We start from the raw sequence: 19,987 nt of genomic DNA, 5'->3' as shown, positions 1-19,987 counted from the left end.
AGATGTTAGCTTTTGGCAAAAGGCAACCATGTTCTAATTGAGTGATCTACCTCTATGGCCTAGTGTAAATGCCAGTCGCTCTAACCTACGCAGTCAAATAATATCCCCTCTGACAACGAATCGTCCCTCCCCACTGGAGAGGGATAAGAGGGAGAGGGCTACTCCCCCAAAAACCCCACCCCTCCCGACACCGTTATCTTACCAGCCCAAAGTCTGAACACCCCCCCATGCAAACCCCGAACCTAAAAACAAACGACACCAACCAGTACGACGCCATCGTCATCGGCACCGGCATCAGCGGCGGCATCGCCGCCATGGAGCTTTGCCGTAAAGGCCTCAAAACGCTCGTCCTGGAGCGCGGTCGCCACATCGCCCACGGCGATTATCCGACGGCCAGTCTCGATACTTGGGACTTTGAGAACCAGGGTAAAATTCCAAAGGATGTCATCGAAGAGGACTACCACGTATTGAAGCGAAAAGGTCACCTGGTCAACGAAGCGGAAGTCCACCATTTCGTAAAGGATAGCGAACACCCCTACACCGAAGAAAAACGCTTCGACTGGATCCGCGGTTACCAGACCGGTGGCCGCTCCCTCGTCTGGGGACGGCAGTGCTACGAGTGGAGCGACCTCGACTTCGAGGCTAACGCCAAGGAAGGTATTGCGGTGGACTGGCCGATCCGCCAGGCGGACATCAAGCCCTGGTACGATTACGTAACGAAGTTCATCGGCATCTCCGGGCGCAAAGAAGGGCTGAAACACCTGCCCGACGGTCCCTTCCAACCGCCCATGGAGCTCAACTGTGCCGAAGCACAGTTCCGGGACCGCGTCCAGGAGCACATCCCCGGGCGCACGGTAACGGAAGGGCGGGTAGCCCACGTGACTGCCTACGACCCAGCCCTCAACCTCGGCTCGCGCGGCAATTGCCAGTACCGCGACCGCTGCCGCCGGGGCTGCCCCTACGGAGGCTACTACAGTTCTAACTCAGGGCCCCTCGTCGTAGCGGAGGAAACCGGAAATATGACCCTGGTCAACCACGCCGCCGTGCGGGAGATCATCTACGACGCCGACACCAAGCGCGCCACGGGCGTCCGCGTCAAAATGACCGAGACGAACGAAGAAGTAGCGTTTTTCACGAAGGGGGTTGTCTTCCTGTGTGCCTCGAGCCTCAACTCAGCCTCCATTTTGCTCGCCAGCAAATCTGACGCACAGGCCAACGGCCTGGGTAACGATAGCGATATGGTCGGCAGGAACATCATGGACCACCACCACTACGTAGGGGCCTCCGGTAGCTTCGAAGGCCTCGACGATAAGTACTACAAAGGCCGCAAGGCAAATGGTTTCTACGTGCCCCGCTTCGTAAATTTGGGCCCCTCCAGCAAAAAGGACTACCTCCGGGGCTTCGGTTATCAGGGGGGCGCGCAGCGCGGCGATTGGCGCAACCTCGTTAAGGAATTGAGCGTTGGCCCTGGCCTGAAGAAGGCGCTCGCCGCCCCCGGCGGCTGGTCCATGGGGATGACGGGCTTCGGGGAGTGCCTCCCTGACCCCGACAACCGGGTGACGCTGAACGAAACGAAACTGGATAAAGACGGTCTACCTACTTTGTCCATGAACGCTTCCTTCGGGGCAAACGAGCGCGCGATGCGCGTGGACATGAAGCATCACGCGGCGGAGATGCTGGAGGCCGCCGGTGCCAAAAACGTTTCTCCGTTCGAGCGCGAGGTTTTTCCCGGCTACGGCATCCACGAAATGGGGACCGCCCGAATGGGGCGCGATCCACGCACGTCCGTGCTCAACAAACACAATCAGGTTTGGAACTGCCTCAACCTCTACGTTACGGATGGTTCGGCCATGACGAGCGCTAGTTGCGTTAATCCGAGCCTGACTTACATGGCGTTGACGGCGCGGGCGGTGGACCACGCGGTTGGGGAGCTTAACCGGGGGTGAGGCGGTTGACGTTGGCACCCGGACGGAGAAAATTATTACCTAATGGTTTGAAGCGGCTTGAAGAGGACTCGCTACTCGTTAGCCCACCCTCAGGTGCGTGCCGGCAGAGCGTTATCACAAATTATTCAGACGGCGAATAGTTAGCCGGAAAGAGCCAGGCAGCACCGCGCCGCGCCATCGTGCCACCGAAGATGAGGGACACGGCGCCCGTCGTTCCGTCACGGCGGACGACCGCTTCCGTATCCTCAATTTGCACGGTTGAAACGATGGGTCGGACCCCGTAACGACGCCGACCGGGCTTAATTGGCCGGCCGGTTGTCGTAGCGTAATAAAAGATAGTAAGCGAGCACCCTTCCAGGCCTACGACGGCCTTTTCGTCGTCACCAACCTGGCGCAGATAGTAACTGAAGTCGATGGTATCGATGGATTCATCCTCGTTACGGGTAAGGACTACGTAGCCTTCTTCCGCTAAAGCATCGTTGTAGGCCGCCCGCAGAAAATGCTGGCGGGAATTATAGTAGGCGATTTCCCGGTTCCGGCGGTGGCGGCGTTTGGGCTTGCCGGAAACCCCTTCGTAGGGCTGGAAGAAAAATCGCCCTTGGTAACTCCGCAGCGTAGTTTCGTAGTGAAGGTAGAACTGCTGCAAGTCGATGCCGACCTTATACCCTAGGTGAGGCAGGTCAATTTGAATCGGAGCGGTGGAACGGACAAGAAAATCTACCGCGTAGTTAAAATCTACCTCATCGTTACTTTTCCACGCAGCATCACGGAGGTCTTTCTGCTTCAGTAGCCGCGCCGTTTGTTTCGATACCCTGCTAAGACGCTGAGTTTCGAAGTTGCGTTCGAAGTACAGGCGGTCTTCACCAATTAATTTCGACTGAAGGCCCCAGTCATCGACACCGAGGAACCGCCGCTTGAACTCCTTGACGTTCTTGGCCCACTGTCCGTCGTCGGTAACTTCTACCTGAACCGTAGTCGCTACTTGGGGGGAGAGGCTGATGCCGTAATTACTCCCCCCGGAGTCAACCCGGGCTGAATAGCGGCGGTAACCGAGATGGGTCACGGCCAGGGTGGTGGGTAGGGGAATTAGGGAGACGTCCAGAGAAAACGTACCGGATTCTTCGGTGACGGTGCCAATCGTTGTTCCGTCGATGTAGACGGTGGCAAAGGGGATGGGTTCGTTGGTGAGGGAATCACGGACCGTGCCGGAAAGGGTGCCCTGGGCGGTGGCCGATCCGGAGCAGCACAGGCTCAGCAACAGGAAGATGCTCGTGAGTAGTCGCATACCCAAAAATAGCCTATGAATGGGTTAATTAGGTTTTAATTCGGTCAGGATTTGTTGGTTACTTCCCCTGCGGACCCTGATCGCCTTTTCTTGCGGGGCAGCAACTGGACAAGGTTGGCGGAGCTATGCGGAAGGTAGTTTGAAAGCTAAATAAGCTAGCTAAACGTAGTCCCAATTCACACTGCACTCCCGGTCCCGATAGGTATCGGGATCGGGACCGCGCCCGCGCCCGCGCCCAAAGGATAAAGCGAAGCCAAAAACCCTTATCTTACTCGACCTCAGAAAACAAGCACATGAACCGCCGCAACGCCATGAAATCAGCCGCCCTCACCCTCGGTGCCCTCTCCGTGGGTAACGCCATCAAGGCCACCGCAGCCGCCGACCGCCTCGCCGGCGCGGCGTACCAAACCAACCACAGCACCTGCAAGTGGTGCTACAACGATATCCCCCTTGAGGAACTTTGCGAACGCGGCCAGGACATGGGCCTCAAAAGCGTCGAACTGCTGACCGTCACCGACTGGCCAACGCTGAAGAAATACGGTATGACCTGCGCGATGGGAACGCACAAAGATTTTTCCATCGAAATCGGTTGGAACGACCCGGAAAACCACGCCACGCTACAGGAACAGTACCGCCAAGTCATCCGCGACGCCGCCGACCACGAGATCCCGAGCGTCATCGTCATGAGCGGCAACCGGGGCCAAATCAGCGACCACCGGGGCATGATCAATTGCGCCGTCGGCCTGCGCCCCGTGGTAAAACTCGCCGAGAAAGCGGGCGTCACGCTGCAAATGGAGTTACTCAACAGCAAGGTCAACCACCCGGATTACCTGTGCGACCGCACCAGCTGGGGCGCCGCGCTGGCCGAAATGATCGGATCTGATCGCTTCAAACTCCTCTACGACATCTACCACATGCAGATCATGGAGGGCGACATCATCCGTACTATCCGGGATTACCACCAGTACATCGGCCACTACCACACGGGCGGCGTCCCCGGCCGGCACGAAATTAACGACAGCCAGGAACTGAACTATCCGGCCATCATCAAAGCTATTCACGAGACGGATTTTCGGGGCTACGTCGCGCAGGAGTTTATCCCTACTTACGAGGATAAGTTGAGTGCGCTGGCGGAGGGTTTGCGGATTTGTGAAGGGTAGTTAGTCTAGTAGGCGGTAGGCGGTAGGCGAGTTCGAAATAAAGATGTTCCCGAGAATAATTTGGGAAAATGCTTGAGTAATAAATAGTGCAATAAAACGAAGGTTCATAGTGCCTACCGCCTACCAGACTAGTAACTGGGCGCGGTCGCGGGTGCAAGGTAAATACGTAGAGGAGCAAACCTCGTTGGCTCCATCTTCGCGCCTACTTTCCAACCTTTAACCAACATTAACCTCCCCTAACCCAGGGGCGCGTTAAAAATGCTAGCTTTGTCGTCGTTAAAAAACCTAAGACCCGGGCCGCTTACGGCCTCCCGTCAGCATTACCTTTTTTTATGGGAAAATTGAACAGAATTCAGCAACTCACCGGATGGCTCGTTTTTGCCATCGCCGCGCTTGTTTATGTCCTGACCGCGGAGCGGACCGGCTCCCTCTGGGACGTTGGCGAATTCATCCTCGGGGCGCAAAAGCTACAGGTAGTTCACCCACCGGGGGCACCGCTTTTCCTCATCATCGGGCGCATGTTCGCGGTGGTGGGTGACGTGCTTGGCGGGGAGAACCAGGCGATGGTGGCTTACGCCGTCAACCTCGTTTCCGCCGTGAGTACCGCTTTTTCCGCGGCGTTCGTGGCCTGGTCGACGATGCGGCTCAGTGGTGTGGCGATGTTCGGCCGCTTACCCGTTGTTGAAGCTGGGAGCGGACAGAACCTGGCCATTGCGCTCGGCGGGCTCGTCGCTGGGCTGGGTACGGCTTTTTGCACCTCCATTTGGTTTAGTGCCGTAGAGGGAGAAGTGTACGCTATGTCGCTGTTCTTCACCTGCTTGGCAGTTTGGGCGATGATTAAATGGTACTGCGAGCCAGACGTCCCGGAGGCTGACCGGTGGTTGTTATTCGCCCTCTTTGCGGCGGGCCTTTCGACCGGGGTTCACCTTTTGTCGATTCTGACGATCCCGGCGATGGCGATATTTTACTATTACAAAAAACAGGAGCAGCCTACGCTGTTCGGCCTGGTAGGGTCCGTCGCCGCCGGCGTCGGGATCATCCTTTTTATTCAGGGCTTTGTGATCGTTGGCATCCCCACCATTTGGAAGTTTTTCGAGATCCCGATGGTGAATAGTTTCGGCCTGCCGATTCACTCGGGCATCATCCCGACGCTTGCTTTGCTGGGTGCGGCGATGTACTTCGGTTTACGGTACGCGGACCGCCATCATAAATCTGGCTTGCAGCAGATCATGGTTGGTTTCGGCCTGATGATCATTGCTTTTAGCACCGTTGGTGTCGTCGTTCTTCGCGCGGAGGCTAAGACACCGGTCAACATGAACAACCCGGATAACGTCACCAGTCTTTTGCCCTACCTGAACCGGGAACAGTACGGCGAACGGGGCTTGATTTCCGCACAAACCTTTACTTCGCAAGTGACCAAGACGGAGTCGGAGGAACGCTACGGCCTCGTGAACGGTAAGTACGAGGAGGGCGTCAACCAGAAAATCACCCCGATCTACGACAAGAAAATGCTCTTCAGCCGGATGTGGGACAGCTCCCAGGGCCGCGTCCGCCTCTACAAACAGTGGATGGGCCTGAACCCCGACGAAGCCCTCCCCCGCGGTAAGCCCAATTTCGGCGACAACGTACAGTTCTTCTTCCGCTACCAAGTGGGCTGGATGTACTGGCGCTACTTCATGTGGAACTTCTCCGGCCGCCAAAACGGGCAGCAGGGCTACTACGAGTGGGACGAAAGCGCCGGCAACTGGATCACCGGCATCCAACCCCTCGACGAGCTCCGCCTCGGTAACCTCGACCAACTCCCGGATGCGGACAAAAACGACCCCGCCCGTAACACCTACTACCTACTGCCCTTCATCTTCGGACTCATCGGCCTGTTCTGGCACGCCCGGAAGAGCAAAAAAGAATTCATCGGCCTACTCGGTCTGTTCGTCATCACCGGCCTCGGCATTATCGTCTACACGAACCAGCCCCCCAACGAGCCCCGGGAGCGAGACTACGTACTCGTAGGTTCCTTCTTTACTTACTGTATGTGGATGGGCATGGCCGTGCCCGCCCTGTACGAACTGGCCCGGGAGAAATTTAACGCGAAGGGCTTCGGGGTAGCCGGCGGCATTGGCGCCGTCGTGCTGATTGCCCCCCTGCTGATGGGTTTCCAGAACTGGGACGACCACGACCGCTCGGGCCACGCCGGTGCGCGCGACTATGCGTCCAATTTCCTCAATTCCGTCGACGAGAACGCCATCATTTTCACCTACGGTGACAACGATACGTATCCGCTCTGGTACGCCCAGGAGGTGGAAGGCATCCGTACCGACGTCCGGGTCGTCAACCTCAGCCTGATTGCGGTGGACTGGTACATCGATCTGTTGCGGTACAAGATGAACGACTCCGACGCTATCAAACTGGGGTTAACGCAGGACATGCTCCGGGGCAGCAAGCGCAATCAAGTCATTTACGGTAATGCCCGTAACCAGACGCGCGACTGCGCTAAGGATCGGCCGATCACCCTCGACCAACTCATGACGCAAATCGCGGGTGAGAACGGCGTCCAGCTCGGCAACGGTTCGACGTTTCCGTTCTCTTACCAGAGCTGTAACGTGGGCATCAACGTCGACCCACGGCAGTTAAGGAGTGCGCCCTGGCTCGTCCCCGCCGGCGAGCAGCCGCAGCAACGCCTTCCGGTGCGCATCGACAACTCCCGTTTGCTGAAGGACGAGCTCGCGATCCTCGACATCATTAACTCCAACTTCTACGAGCGGCCGATCTACTGGGCCGTGACCTGCCAGCAGAGTAAGTTGATGGGCCTGGAAAACTACTTACAACTCGAAGGGCTCGGCTTAAAGCTTACCGCGACGGCTAACCCCAGCCAGGGGCAACAGTACGGCATCATCGGTAGTGGTGGCATCGACGAGGAGAAAAACGCTGACTTGATCCTCAACCAGTGGGTGTACGGTAATTTCGACACGGAGGATACCCACATCAACGCCAGTTACGCACCAGCCATCCAGTCGATGCAGCTCGTGACGCTGCGGACAATGAATACTTTGATGGCCAAGGGTAAGCAGGAAGAAGCTTTCGCCGTTGGGGAGAAATATTTCCAGTCTTTCCCGGACATGAACTTCCCCTTCTTCTACCAGACGCTCCAGATGATCCAACCCTTCATGCTCGCCCGCCAGGGCGTTCGCATCCAACCCGTGCTGGAGCAGCTCGCCCGCAACGCTGCCGACCGAATGGATTATTACAACAGCATCGACGAAGATATTCTCGCCTCCAGCTACGCGCAAGATTACCGACTAACGGAAGCCATTATCTCCACGCTACTGCGCCAGACCGAGCAGCAGATGAATCCGGACCTACAGGCAAGTATCGAACAGATATTAGCGAGCTACCTCTTCATGGCACCGGAGGTGCCGGCACAGCAGCAGCAGCCACAACCGCAGCAACCGCCGTCAGAATAGGCTGCCTACTAACAGAAAAAGCCCCATCCACGAGTACTTGTGGATGGGGCTTTTATTTTTAACCTGCGTCAACCATGGGGAATTAAGCCCAGGGCAACATCTCGATCGACGTAGTAACCGCCCTGACGAGTTCCCGCCGGTCGGGGCGCGTCTGAACGACGACCTGTAAACCGTTGTAACACACGAAAAGATAATTTGCGAGGTTTGTGGTATCGGCGTCGCTTGCCAGCATTCCCCGCACCTGCGCCCGCGCCAAAGCTTCCTCCATAATAGCGACGAACTGCTCCCGGTTCTTACTAAGAAAGTTCAGCGCATCCGGGCAAAAATTAGCCATCTCCGTGGTGGCGTTGACGACGTAGCAACCGCGGGCGCTCGACTGGCAGTCCGGGTGCTTTTGCGTTGCGGCCCGGGTAAAAAGATCGATTAGTGCGGAACGTAGACCGTCCGCACCGTCGAGGTGCTTACGCAAGAAACTGAAGTTGGTTTCCTGATACGCGGCGAGCGTTTTGTCGTACAACTGGCGCTTACCGCCGAAGGTCTGGTACAGGCTGCTCCGACTGATGCCGAGGTGTTTTTCCAAATCACCGATGGACGTGGCGGTGTACCCCTGCTTCCAGAAAAGGTCGCGGGCTTTTTCCAATACTTCCGTTTCGTCAAAGGCTTTGGTGCGGGCCATTGTGGTCTGTGGTCTGTGGCCTGTGGTTTTGGCCAAAGACCACGGACCACAGACTATCAAAAATCCCCGGCCAGTATTGCTACCTGCCGGAGCTAGCTGAACGAGGCTTTTCCCACCAAAGTTTACCCGACCAGGTTGTTGACGACCGCGCCGCCGTCGATCACGTGCAGGCTGCCGGTAATCCATTTAGCTTCGTCGGAGGCCAGGAACGCGACCAGGTTGGCGATCTCTTCGGCCTGACCGAAGCGGCCCAACGGGATGACGGCCTGCATGGCCTGCGCGAAACCGTTGAGTTGCTCCTCCGGCATGCCCGTTTTCCCGAAGATGGGGGTGTTGACGGGGCCGGGGTTGACGGAGTTCACGCGGATGCGCCGTGGGGCGAGTTCGGTGGCGGCCGTGCGGGTGAAGCTATCCATGGCGGCCTTGGAAGCGGCGTAGATGGCCGTATTGGTCATGCCGGTGAAGGAGTTGATGGAAGAGAGATTGATCACCGACGCACCGTCGTTGAGCAGCGGCAGGAACTTCTCCAGCGTAAAGACGGCGCCCTTAAAGTTGATCCCCATTTGCCGGTCGAACATCTCTTCGGAAATGCCACCGAGGGGTGCTGGCTCGAAAACGCCGGCGTTGATGAACAAGATGTCTACTTTGCCAACCTGATTTTTAACTTGGTCCGCCAGCCTACCGAGGGCGGCGACGGAAGCCACGTCCGCCACGAGGCCGGTGACGCCCAATTTCTTTGCCGCTTCGCCGACGCGTTCCTGCGACCGACCGGTGATGATGACTTTTGCGCCGTCCGCTTTGAGTCTTTCGGCGGCCGCGTAGCCAATGCCTGAATTACCGCCGGTGATGACGGCTGTTTTGCCTGATAAATTTGCCATAATAGTACACTATTTTGATTAGGTTAAAATTCGGTAACGATCGTTACCGTTTTGAGTACGATTTCAGTAACGGCCGTTACTAAATAAGGTTGAACTCGAATCAAAAAAAGCTGCGCACCCGGCGGTACGCAGCTTTTGACTACTTTGATTTGGAAATTGAATTCTACTCGTGATCACGATGTGAGTGTGCCACGAGCACGATCTTACTCATTACCGGAGGAATCGCTAGCTGGCTTCGCACCACCGTTGCGCCCCGAGCGTTGCTTCCGACCGGAACTGTTGCGCGGCTTATCGCCTTCCCGTTTTTCACGCGCGGGCGCATCATTGGTGCCTTCGCCGCGGGGTTTCTGGGTGTTGCTTTCGCTACGTGGCTGACGCTTGCGGTCACCATCACGGCTTCCGCCCCGGCCACCCTTATTGTCATTTCGGCCACGACCGCCGCCGCCGCCGCGCCGATCATTATTGCGCCCACGCCCACCGCTTCCACCACCACGGCTACCACGATCTTCGCGTTCCTCTTTGAGGTGGCTCGGCGTTACCAACCGCTCCACTTTCTTCTCCACGAGATCTTCGATGGCCTTGAATCTGCGTTTGTCGGCCTTGTTGATGAGCGTAATGGCTTCGCCTTCGGCCGCCGCGCGGGCCGTCCGGCCGATGCGGTGAACGTAGTCTTCGGCGTCGCCGGGCACGTCGAAGTTGATGACTAAGTCAATACCGTCGATGTGAATACCGCGACTCAGAACGTCGGTCGCGACGACCACCTGAATCTGCCCGGATCGGAACTGACGCAGGCGTTCCTCGCGTTCGTTCTGCTCGAGATCGGAGGAAACGTCCTTCACCTTATCGTTCTTCCTGGCAAGGCGGCGGGTGAGTTCCCGTACGGTTTTCTTACGTCCGCAGAAGATGAGAATACGGTCCATCGTCTTGCACTTCTCCTTGAGGATTTCTTCGATGAGGGCATTCTTGGCCCAGTCCGGCACGTCGTAGGCGCGCTGCTTGATCTTTTCGGCGGGCTTGGAGATGGCGATGCTGATCTCGACTGGGTCTTTCAGAATTTCCTTGCTGAATTTACGGATCTTGTTGGGCATCGTCGCGGAGAAGAACAGCGTCTGTAGCGTCTCCTTCGGCAACATGTCGATGATCTTGATCATGTCGTTGACGAAACCCATGTCGAGCATCCGGTCGGCTTCGTCGAGGACGATGTGGCGCACGGTGCTCAGGTCAGCGTAGCCCATGTCGAGGTGAGCCATCAGGCGGCCGGGGGTGGCGACGATGATGGCCGCACCGGTTTTAAGTGCTTTCTGCTCCTGGGCCATGCTGTGGCCGTCGCGACCGCCGTAGATCGGCATGGAGCTGATCTGGGGCATAAAGTAGGTATAGCCTTCGAGCTGGCGGTCGACCTGCTGGGCGAGTTCGCGCGTCGGTTCGAGGATGATCGTGTTGATGCCCTTCGGCTTTTCCCGCGACAATTTATCGAGGATGGGGAGCAGGAAAGCGGCCGTTTTGCCGGTGCCGGTCTGGGCGACGGCGAGGACGTCGCGGCCGGCGAGCGCCGGCGGGATGGCCTGGGCCTGGATGGGCGTCGCTTTATCAAAATTCATCGCGTCGAGCGCGTCGAGAATATCGTCGGAAAGTTCGAGTTCGTCGAAATAAACGACTTCTTCCACGGGGGCGTCCGGGGTTTCCGGATTTTCTTGGGGGTTAGACATACTGGCTTGGTTGTTCGCAAGCCCTGGTCTGTCTGGCTTACGCGGTTGGTGATTTGGCCCGTTTTGGGCGGGGGCGAAGGTACGGGTTTCTTGACGCTCCCGAATTTGGAGGGAGTTACGACAAGTTTCAGCCGAATTATCAATTAGCTACGTGGTTTTTGAAACACAGTATTTACGGTTATGCGCCTTCCCGGTAGCCACCGAAAAATGCGGTCAGTCGAACTGAAAGAGTTGGTAGTGCTCAATGGTTTGCACGAGTTGTTCCGCCAGGTCGTCCGTCTCGTTAAAGCCCAGTTCCTCCAACCCCGCGGCCCACTTTCGGTAATCGTTGGCGCCGAATTGGGTCATGGGGGCGTAGTGGCCAGTGGTGACGTAGCGACTGTGGTCGCGAAAAGAATCCCAGGCGGTTGCGTAGGTCCGCAGTTTTGGGCCGGTGCTTCTGTCGCAGTCTCCCGGCCAGTCACCACCGCAGCGGATGGCAAAGAAATTATGGAGGGTTTGGGCGCTGGCGCTGGTGCCGGCGTTTGTTTGCAAGAGGCCATTGGCGAGCGTGATGCTGGCTGGGATGCCAAATTTGGCCTGCTCCGCCCGGGCAACGTTGCTGAAGCGACGAACGTACGCGGCGACGGTCGCTTCCTGCGTGCGTTGCAGGTCGTTGTAGAGCGAAGGACTATTCGACCCGCCGCCAAAAAGGCTGAAGCGTTCCAGAAATCCCTTCTTTCGTGGCCGGACGGTGTTTGCTTCCGTCATTAAGCCCTGGTCAGCCACAACTTCAGCCTCGTCGCCTCCGAACAACCCCGACAGGAACGACGGCGGAACTTCGGCAGCTTCCGGAGCCGGTGTGGCCGCCAGTGCCCAGTCACCGTTCGAGGCAATCTCCCCGCCCGGGGGCTGGCTACTCGGTTGGCTAATCTCCGCCGGTGAACCCAACCGGACGTTGAAATTGACTTGCTTGCGACTGACCGTAATCAACGCGGCACCAATAATGAGGACACGGAGCCAGTGCCGCCCGATGAACCGGGGCAGGGTAAAAAATACATTTTTCATTTTTGCAACCATTTAGGGAAGGCTCGGTGGCACTGGCCTTCCCGCTACGGCGCACGCGGCGGCCGTCAGGAAAGACTTGTGCGGCCCGGGGCCGACAATACTTTTAAAATCTTCACGGTAGTATGTTTTGAGTGCTACGCTATACGGACCGGCGGAAGAATCGCTCCCGCTCAGGTCACCCGGTAAAATACCTTTTCAATCGTGCGCGCCCACTAACTTAAAAATTGGCAATTCGTGTGGGCGGCGGTACCAGTTGTTCCAAAGGTAGGGCGGGCAAGATCACTAAACAAACTTTTTGTTTGTTTTTTATTTAACTACAAACTTTTTGCTCGAACTGAGCGTCAGCTTACGCCACGAACACTACGGAAGAAGACTTTACTACACTAGTCCACTGCCCGGTAGCCAACTTTCCCGGTAGCTTCCAAAAGGTGGTAGCCATCCCGCACGGCCAGTCGCTTTCCCTCCCCCAAACCCGGCACCTGCCCCGATGATAATCGGGGCGCCCACTCCTTGACCGTGCGCAAACCCGGCACCCAGCGCCAGCTCGTCTCCTCGTCGTACCCCGTAAGGTAGGGCGTGAGCCAGGAGACGTTAGCGGTGACGGGCAAATCGACCCAGTACTTGAAGCGACCGTAATTAGTGAGGACCGCCAGCCGGCTCTTTTCCCGGAAGTAAAGCGCGACCGTGCCGCGGTCAACGAAGATCGCATCGGGGTCTTCCGGGGCCGAAAGCTCGAGCCGCAGGTCGTTGGTGGTCCGTTCTACCCTACCCTGATTATCCAGCAATTTCAGGCGGTGGTCCCAGGAATCATAAACCCACACCTGGTTATCGTTGGCCCGGGCCAGCACGCCGGGTTGCTGGATGTTGTCCACGGAAAAAAGATCGATGCGGGTGATCTCACTGAGCGTCCGGTCGAGAATCACGAGGCGGCCAAAATCCTGGTAGTAGAGGAGGATGGAAAAGGGGTTGGTTACGTCCACGTTATCGGGGAAGCCCAGGCTGGAATCGTAAAAGTCGTTGACCGTCTGCCCGAGTTGATTCTGGGTAATCAAACGGCTGTCGGAAAGTAATAAATAGGCTTTCCCGGCCGGGTCGAGGAAAAAATCTACCGGTTTGACCTGCGCCACGGAGCGGGTGCTGGCGCAGCCGAAGGTGGCCAGGAACAAGACAAGGAGTAACCGCATGATCGGGGCGTTAAGGAAAGACGTAAAGTTAAAACCCCGGCGGCCCGCCACAAATTGCCGTGCCGGAGGATCGAATAAGCGGGCCTTACCTTTGGCCCACGAACGCCCCGCCATGCTAAAAACGCTCCTTCTCGTCGTCCTCTCCGCCACCGCCCTGACTGCCCAGCGGGACTCGTCCGACGTGCGCCGCCTGGAGGTCGGCGTTGGCTTCGGCGTGCTGGACCACAACGTAGACTTTACGCCGGCGGTGAGCGACGTGGCCATTCGCGGCAATAATTACGGGCTGGTGTTGCGCTACTTCGACAACCGTCTGGTCGGCTTTCAGGCGGAGCTTTCCTACGTAGAGGCGGGCTGGCGCGAAGACCTGGAGGACCCGGCGACCGGGGAGAACTTCGCCACGCAGTACGCACGCAGTACCGAATACGTCGAGTTGATGATGCTCACCCAGTTCAGCGTCGGTCGGGGGGCGGTGCAGCCCCTGCTCCAGGCCGGGCCGTACTTGTCCGTGCCCGTTGGCGAGTCGGAAGACATCCCGGCGGGCTACGTACGGCCGGAAACGACGCCGGAGGTCATCTACGGTTATGAAATCCCCTTCCGGCTCAACTACGGGGTACAGATCGGTGCGGGCCTGAACGTGCGCCTCGGCCCGGTGACGGTGCAGGCGGAAGGTCGCTACCTGATCGGGTTCAATGACCTGGTGCGGACGGGCGAGACGAGGGCGGCCATCAGCCGGCGCGTTGGTTACGGCGCGCGCGTCGGCGTGCTTTATGCGTTGTGGCGATGAGGCAGATGGCGCAGCGATTTTTCGCAAAAAGCTGTACTTTACGCCCCGCATGAAGGCAAAAACAAATACCGAAAAGATCATCTTCGGCCTCAAGGTCAAGCAGCTACGCACGCGGGGTGGCTTTTCGTTTGCCGACCTGTCGAAGTCGTCGGGGATCTCGCTGAGCTACCTGAACGAGATCGAGAAGGGGAAAAAGTTTCCGAAGCAGGACAAAGTCAGAAATTTGGCGCTCGCACTCGGCTCCACGGTGGAAGAGTTGACGAATCAGGACCTGGGCCGGAACCTGGCGCCGGTCACGAAGCTTTTGCAGTCCAATTTCCTCAACGAGTTACCGCTGGAGCTTTTCGGCATCGAACTGAGTAAAGTGGCCGAGATCATCGCCCAGGCACCGGTGCAGGTTGGCGCGTTCATCAGTACGCTGCTGGAATTGTCGCGTTCCTACGCGCTGCGGGAAGAGAGTTTTTACTTCGCCGCGTTGCGTTCTTACCTGGAATTGAACGAGAATTATTTTCCCGAGCTGGAGCAAGCCGTGGACGCGTTCACTAAAAAACATCGCCTGCCGAGCATCCGCCCGTTGCCCCCGAGAATTTTACGGGAGTTACTGGAAAAGGAGTACAACTACACCGTCACGGAAGGCTTGGAATTACACCCGGACTTGGCCATGCTTCGCTCGGTCTACCAGCCGGAAAAGAAGCGGCTCGTATTGAACGGGGCGCTGACGCCGGTGCAGCGGGGGTTTCAGTTTGGCAAGGAGATTGGGTTCAACTACCTAAAACTAAAGGAGCGCGCCAACACGAGCAGCATTCTCCGCAGCCGGGTCTTCGACGAAGTCCTTAACCACAGTAAAGCTACTTACTTCAGCGACGCGCTTCACATCCCCCGGGAGCCCTTCACCGAGGCCGTCCGGGAGTTCTTCGCCCGCCCCGCCTGGAGTAGCGACGCCTTTCTCGACCTCATGCGCCGCTTCAACGCCACGCCCGAGATGTTCTACCACCGACTGACGAACGTGCTGCCCAAGTTCTTCGGCATCAAGGAGCTGTTTTTCCTCCGGTTCCTCCACAACCCCGCCGACGATCAGTTTACGATCGACAAAGAACTGCACCTCGAACGCCGCCACCACCCCCACGAAAATGGCCTCCACGAGCACTACTGCCGCCGCTGGATGAGCACGGGCCTGCTCGTGGAAATGACCGCCGCCGGGGAAACGGGCATCCGCGTCGACGCCCAAATCAGCCAGTACCACGACACGCCCGACGCCTACCTCTGCCTCACCATGGCCCGCACCGGCTACCCCACGCCCGACCGCAACGTCAGCGTCACCCTGGGCTTTTTAATGAAGGACGAGCTAAAGGAAACCATCGCCTGGGCCACCGACCCCAACATCATCAGCCGCACCGTCAACACGACCTGCGAACGCTGCCCGATCGAAGACTGCCAGGTGCGGGCGGCACCGCCGGTGATCGTGGAGAAGCGAATGCGGATGAAACGGGTGCGGGCGGCTTTGGGGGAGCTTTAGGGTTTGGGGTCTTTGGTCTGGAGTCTTGGGTCTTTGGTCTTGGGTCTTTGGTCTTTGGTCTAAAGTCTTTGGTCTGGAGGTCTTAGATTGCTAAAATTTGCCTGATGGCGCGTGCCGTGATGTTTTTCTGCGCTAGCTGAAAGCGTTGCCCCCCAAAACATTGCACCTGCGTCCGCGCCAAATATTCTTGCTCCGTTTGGCCGGGTGTGGGAATCAGAATGACCTTCGTAGCCACTTGCAGCGCGGCTAGGTCCATCAGGGTACTGTAGCCGGAACGGCAGACGATGTGCTCCGCTTTAGCGACCAGGCTAGCAATTTCTTTAGCGCCCGCAAAGTCGATGGTGGTGAGATTATCAGTTTTAATTTCTTGCTGACCGCCCGGCACGCCACGGATAAGGTAGTGCTGCCCCTCGATATCGCCCAAAGATTTTACGAGCAGTTTTTCTAACCGCCCCCGCATCGGCTCGGGACCACTGAGCAAACACAATATTCCGATCGATTTTTTTACCTCCCGCACCGGCCGCAAGCGGCTCAGCGGCCCCAGAAACCGGACGTTCGCGTACCCCGTGGGGTCCGCTAACTTTCCGCTCAATGATCGATCAGCCCCGTCGGGCACCCAGAATTCGTCGAACTGCCGCAAATACCTCCGGTAGAGCCAACTGGCCGGCGCGAAATTGGTGATGGGGTGCAATTGGTGCGTCAAAAAAATGGAAGGAACGCTGGCGGCGTAACAGCCAAAACGGTTGTCCGACACCACCCTATCAATGGAGAGTTGTTGCACCAATTTGGCCGTCACGCGTCGTTCTCGCCAAGCTACCCGGGCCCACTTCGGAAGCTGGAGCGCAACGTTCAGCGGCATGTTGGACGTAGGGTACCGAACGGCGTAGCTGGGCAACTCGTACACCTTTAGGTCAGGGCGCTCCCGTTGCAAAAACGCTCGTGCGGTACCGCTGGAAGCGACAAAGACGACGTCGCCCGCCAGAATCGGATGATCCAACAGCGCCAGGCAGCGGGAGGCGTGCCCGAGGCCCCAGTCCAAAATGCAGAGAAGAGTTCTTTGGGGCATTGTTGACCGTTGTGGCGGAGGTCGATCAGTAGTTTTCCTGGTACCATTCCAGGTATTCCGTAGCGGAGCGCTGTTTGAGTAACTCCCGGTAATTGCTCTGGGTAATGGCAATGAGCTCGTACCCGAACTTACCGCCGTCCAGAAACTCCTGCTCGTTCTCCCGGGCGTTGGCTACGTACGTCATTGCCTCCTCACCACTTTTGAAGCGGCGCAGAATAAGGATGGGTAACTTGACGTCGGTACCGATGTACACGTTCGTGATGCGCAGGCGGTCGCGCTTGTTGTACTTGTTGTTGAATTCGGAAACGCTGATCTTGGCGTCATTCAGGTTGACGGTGGGCTCGTCGAAAACAACCAGGAGATAGTGCAGCTCGGCGAAGCTTTCCTTGAAACCACGGGAGCCCTGCACGGCGGTCTGCCCCGCCACCCGGACGCTGGACTCACCCAGGAGACGCAGAATCTCCTTCGCCCGGGTGTTCTCCGGGGTATTCGGATAATCGGCCACCACCCGTTGCAGCCCATCGACGTAAGCTTGCTTGCCCTCCGTCCCGCCGGAACTCATCGCCAACAGAAGATCGTAGCGGGCGTTGAGTGGGTGGTCGTCGGCGAGTTTTCCCCGCCCCACGGTGGCTAGCTGGTTGGCTTTCCGGTAATTACCGGCGTCGAAAGTACGTTGGGCGGTTTCGTATTCCTTGCCGACTTCATCGTCCGCGGCCAGTAACCCCGCCGCGTAACTCGGGTCGTTGGCGAGGCGCTCGAATTTAGAGTCCGCGTACTTATCGCGCAGCTTTTTGGCGTAGCCGTCAGCAACGGATTTGCGTCCCAGTTCTTGGTTCATTAGGTACTGGTAGTACCAGGCTTCCGCCTCGTTATCGGAGCCGGGGAATTGTTTCTCCAGGATGCCCAGCGCGTCCAGTGCTTTCTCATTATTCTGGAGCCGTTCGCGGTATTCGCGGCCGAGGTCGTAGTAATTACGGGCCAATTGAGCCCGTGTGGAGGTCTGATCGGCCTCGGTGACGGGGATGCCTTCCAGCAGTGCGTTAATCTCGTCTTCCGTGGCCATGCTCGACTCGTTGCCGGCGGTAAGACTTTCGTTGGTGTCGTCAAAGATGTCCGGATTACCGCGGGAGCCGAGGCGCCAGTTATCCGTCAGGGGGCGGTCGCCCCAGCGGCGCTCAAAATCTCGGCCGCCACGACGCATAGTGGACGTATTGTAGGCAAAAAACTCGCTATTTGACGTGGCGGTAGCGCCAGCACGGCCGAGGGCCGGGCCACCGATGGCGGGGCCGGTGCTGGCCGCAACCTGGGCGGCGCGTTGGGACTGGAACAGGTTCTGCGCCCACTTGGCCCGGTCTGCTTCCGGCATGGTACCGATTCGGAGGAGCGAGTCGCTACGGGTAATGTCGGTCAGGTTCTGAGCGATGCCGGAAAGTTGGTCGCGGCGGCCGTTCACGCCGGGGTAGCGCTCGTCGTTGCGGCCCATGACTTGCAGGGTGGTATCGTAAGCGAATTTTGCGGAGAGGTAGTCCGAGTCGTCGTAGGCCAGGTCGCCGAGGAGCACGTAAGATTCCAGCCGCTGGTTGTCGCCGCCGGAGGGGCTGTCGAGGGCTTTACGGAGGTATTCCCCACCGAGTTGCTTATTGCCGTCCTTGAGGGCTACGGTAGCGGCCGAGAAGTAGATCTGGCTTTCGTAGGGTAGGTTTTTGTCTTCGCGGGCCATTCTGTCCAGGCGGGAGATCGCGTCGCTCGCGGAACCGGAGCCGCTCAGGAAGCTGTTCTGGGCGAGGTTGAGGCGGGCGCCGAGCTCGAGTTCGTAGTCGGGGCGGGCGGCAATGGCTTCGTTGAAGGCGGCCTCGGCGCCGCCGGGGTTTTTGAGTTCCTGGTGGAGCTGACCGGCGATGTAGTAGAAACGGGCTTTTTCGTTACGCGTCTCGGCTACTTTGGCGGCTTCTTCGAGGAAGGAAATGGCTTCTTCAAGGCGTTCTTGCTCGAGGTAGTTGAAGGCCTGCACGGCCATGGCACGACGGCGGACGTCAGGGAAGGTGCCCCGGTCGTTGCGTAGTTCTTCGAGGATGACCTGGGCGCGGTCGAAGTTGTCGCGCTTGATGTACACCCAGGCGAGCCACAGACGGCCCTCCTGGTAAGCGGGGCGGTGTTTGAGGGCGTAGCTACCGGATTTTTTACCGAAAGCACCACCCTGCTCCGCGTTGCGGTTGGCACCACCGAAGATGGAGATCATACCGACGGGCCCGAGTTCTTCTTCGGGGACTTCCTCGGGCTCGTTTTCCAGGCCCTTACTTACCGTGTCGCGCTTAATGGGCGCGAGCTTAATTCCTTTTTTACGGGCCTTGATGCGGGCTTTGCGTTCTTTTTCGCGCTCCTTTTGCGCGGCGCGGTTTTCCTTTTCGCGCTCTTTTTGGAGTTTTTTGCGTTCCTTTTGGGCTTCTTCGCGTGCTCTAATCCGGTCTTTGCGCGCGGCGGCGGGGTCGTCTTTCACCACCTCTCGGCGACTGACGAATTCTTCTTCCTCCGACTCGTCAGTTTCCTGGTTTTTACCCTTCCCCTTGCTTTTTTTCGTCTTTTTGCGTTTCGGGCGGGGGCGGAATTCGGTGGTCAGAAAGCGAAGTGTTTTCTCGGCGCTTTCGTAATCCTGCTTGATCAGCTGGGCCTGCCCGACGAGCAGGTAACTATCGTCTACCCAGTTGCTGTAGGGGTGTTTTTTGACGACGATGGCGACTTTTTCGATCGCCACGTCCAGGTTGTCGCCCACCACGGCGGGGTTCGTGACTTCCAGAAACGGGAACATCTTGAGCCGCTGGGTATAATTATCGACGTGCTGCTCATCGAGGACGAGTAGGGATTCGTCCATGAGTTCCCGGGCGTTGAAGTAGCCGTTGTAGTGGGAGTTCATGTTGTGCCACAGCTTGGCCAGGGCGCTCTGGTCTTCCCGCTTCTTGCTGGAGGCGCAGCTGGTGAGGGCGAAGGAGGCGAGGGCCAGGAGGAGGAAAATACGGGTAAGCTGTTTGACCATTTCGGGGTAGCTGGTGTCGGTGTTATTTCTTCCGGCAAGGATTTTCTTGCGCGGGCGCGGGTGCAAGGATACTGGGAAGAAGCGCAAAGGTACGGTGGCCGTCGGTGGAGGGATTGCTCCCCGGCGGCAGTGCCGTAATCGTTAACGTGAGTAGCGTTGTCGGTAGTGTGTATTTAAGGACTCGGTCGTCTGTTCCCACCCGCCTTGCTCCCTCTGCCCCACTCTCGGCATCCCCGATAGGGAT

At 58.0% G+C, this 19,987-nt stretch carries 13 protein-coding genes; 5 read left to right on the top strand and 8 right to left on the bottom strand.

From position 1 onward, the window contains the following. The first annotated feature begins 227 nt into the window (after nt 1-227). The gene (locus GGR27_RS17030) at nt 228-1,946 is read left to right on the top strand and encodes a GMC oxidoreductase (protein ID WP_168039563.1); all 1,719 of its coding nucleotides are present in this window, start codon (nt 228-230) and stop codon (nt 1,944-1,946) included. A gap of 121 nt (nt 1,947-2,067) precedes the next feature. On the opposite strand, the gene GGR27_RS17025 is transcribed toward GGR27_RS17030, so the two are convergent. Then, the gene (locus GGR27_RS17025) at nt 2,068-3,231 is read right to left on the bottom strand and encodes a carboxypeptidase-like regulatory domain-containing protein (RefSeq protein WP_168039561.1); all 1,164 of its coding nucleotides are present in this window, start codon (nt 3,229-3,231) and stop codon (nt 2,068-2,070) included. 293 nt (nt 3,232-3,524) lie between these two features. On the opposite strand from GGR27_RS17025, the gene GGR27_RS17020 reads away from it, so the two are divergent. Together GGR27_RS17020 and GGR27_RS17015 are read left to right on the top strand one after the other, a co-directional pair. Then, nucleotides 3,525-4,391 (top strand): hydroxypyruvate isomerase family protein, encoded by an 867-nt coding sequence (locus tag GGR27_RS17020; RefSeq protein WP_168039559.1) that lies wholly within the window; start codon nt 3,525-3,527, stop codon nt 4,389-4,391. Nucleotides 4,392-4,723: 332 nt separating this feature from the next. Then, nucleotides 4,724-7,852, top strand: a complete 3,129-nt coding sequence (locus GGR27_RS17015; protein WP_168039557.1) for a glycosyltransferase family 117 protein — start codon at nt 4,724-4,726, stop codon at nt 7,850-7,852. A gap of 82 nt (nt 7,853-7,934) precedes the next feature. On the opposite strand, the gene GGR27_RS17010 is transcribed toward GGR27_RS17015, so the two are convergent. From GGR27_RS17010 to GGR27_RS16990, 5 genes are all read right to left on the bottom strand, one after another. Beyond that, on the bottom strand, nt 7,935-8,528 hold the full coding sequence (locus tag GGR27_RS17010) for a TetR/AcrR family transcriptional regulator (RefSeq protein ID WP_168039555.1): 594 nt from the start codon (nt 8,526-8,528) through the stop codon (nt 7,935-7,937). A 122-nt stretch (nt 8,529-8,650) separates the two neighbouring features. Further along, complete coding sequence (locus GGR27_RS17005; RefSeq protein ID WP_168039553.1) at nt 8,651-9,406, bottom strand: SDR family oxidoreductase; 756 nt, start codon at nt 9,404-9,406, stop codon at nt 8,651-8,653. Nucleotides 9,407-9,609: 203 nt separating this feature from the next. Further along, complete coding sequence (locus GGR27_RS17000; protein ID WP_168039551.1) at nt 9,610-11,115, bottom strand: DEAD/DEAH box helicase; 1,506 nt, start codon at nt 11,113-11,115, stop codon at nt 9,610-9,612. 213 nt (nt 11,116-11,328) lie between these two features. Next, nucleotides 11,329-12,162: a glucosaminidase domain-containing protein gene (locus GGR27_RS16995; protein ID WP_168039549.1), complete on the bottom strand. Its 834-nt coding sequence runs from the start codon at nt 12,160-12,162 to the stop codon at nt 11,329-11,331. Nucleotides 12,163-12,545: 383 nt separating this feature from the next. Further along, entirely contained in the window at nt 12,546-13,346 is an 801-nt protein-coding gene (locus tag GGR27_RS16990; RefSeq protein WP_168039547.1) for a hypothetical protein, read from the bottom strand. Nucleotides 13,347-13,458: 112 nt separating this feature from the next. On the opposite strand from GGR27_RS16990, the gene GGR27_RS16985 reads away from it, so the two are divergent. Both GGR27_RS16985 and GGR27_RS16980 read left to right on the top strand, forming a co-directional pair. Then, nucleotides 13,459-14,130, top strand: a complete 672-nt coding sequence (locus GGR27_RS16985; protein WP_168039545.1) for a porin family protein — start codon at nt 13,459-13,461, stop codon at nt 14,128-14,130. Between the two features lie 49 nt (nt 14,131-14,179). After that, a complete protein-coding gene (locus tag GGR27_RS16980; RefSeq protein WP_168039543.1) occupies nt 14,180-15,646 on the top strand; it encodes a helix-turn-helix domain-containing protein in 1,467 nt (488 codons plus the stop codon). A gap of 82 nt (nt 15,647-15,728) precedes the next feature. Here the strand turns inward: GGR27_RS16980 and GGR27_RS16975 are convergent, their stop codons facing one another. Together GGR27_RS16975 and porW are read right to left on the bottom strand one after the other, a co-directional pair. After that, complete coding sequence (locus tag GGR27_RS16975; RefSeq protein WP_168039541.1) at nt 15,729-16,712, bottom strand: glycosyltransferase; 984 nt, start codon at nt 16,710-16,712, stop codon at nt 15,729-15,731. A gap of 25 nt (nt 16,713-16,737) precedes the next feature. Continuing rightward, a complete protein-coding gene (gene porW, locus GGR27_RS16970; RefSeq protein ID WP_168039539.1) occupies nt 16,738-19,809 on the bottom strand; it encodes a type IX secretion system periplasmic lipoprotein PorW/SprE in 3,072 nt (1,023 codons plus the stop codon). Nucleotides 19,810-19,987: the final 178 nt, after the last annotated feature.

The organism is Neolewinella antarctica, assembly GCF_011927835.1.
Taxonomy (GTDB): Bacteria; Bacteroidota; Bacteroidia; order Chitinophagales; family Saprospiraceae; genus Neolewinella; species Neolewinella antarctica.
The sequence above is the reverse complement of the archived record's forward strand: the minus strand, read 5'-3'. Positions and strand labels throughout refer to the sequence as shown.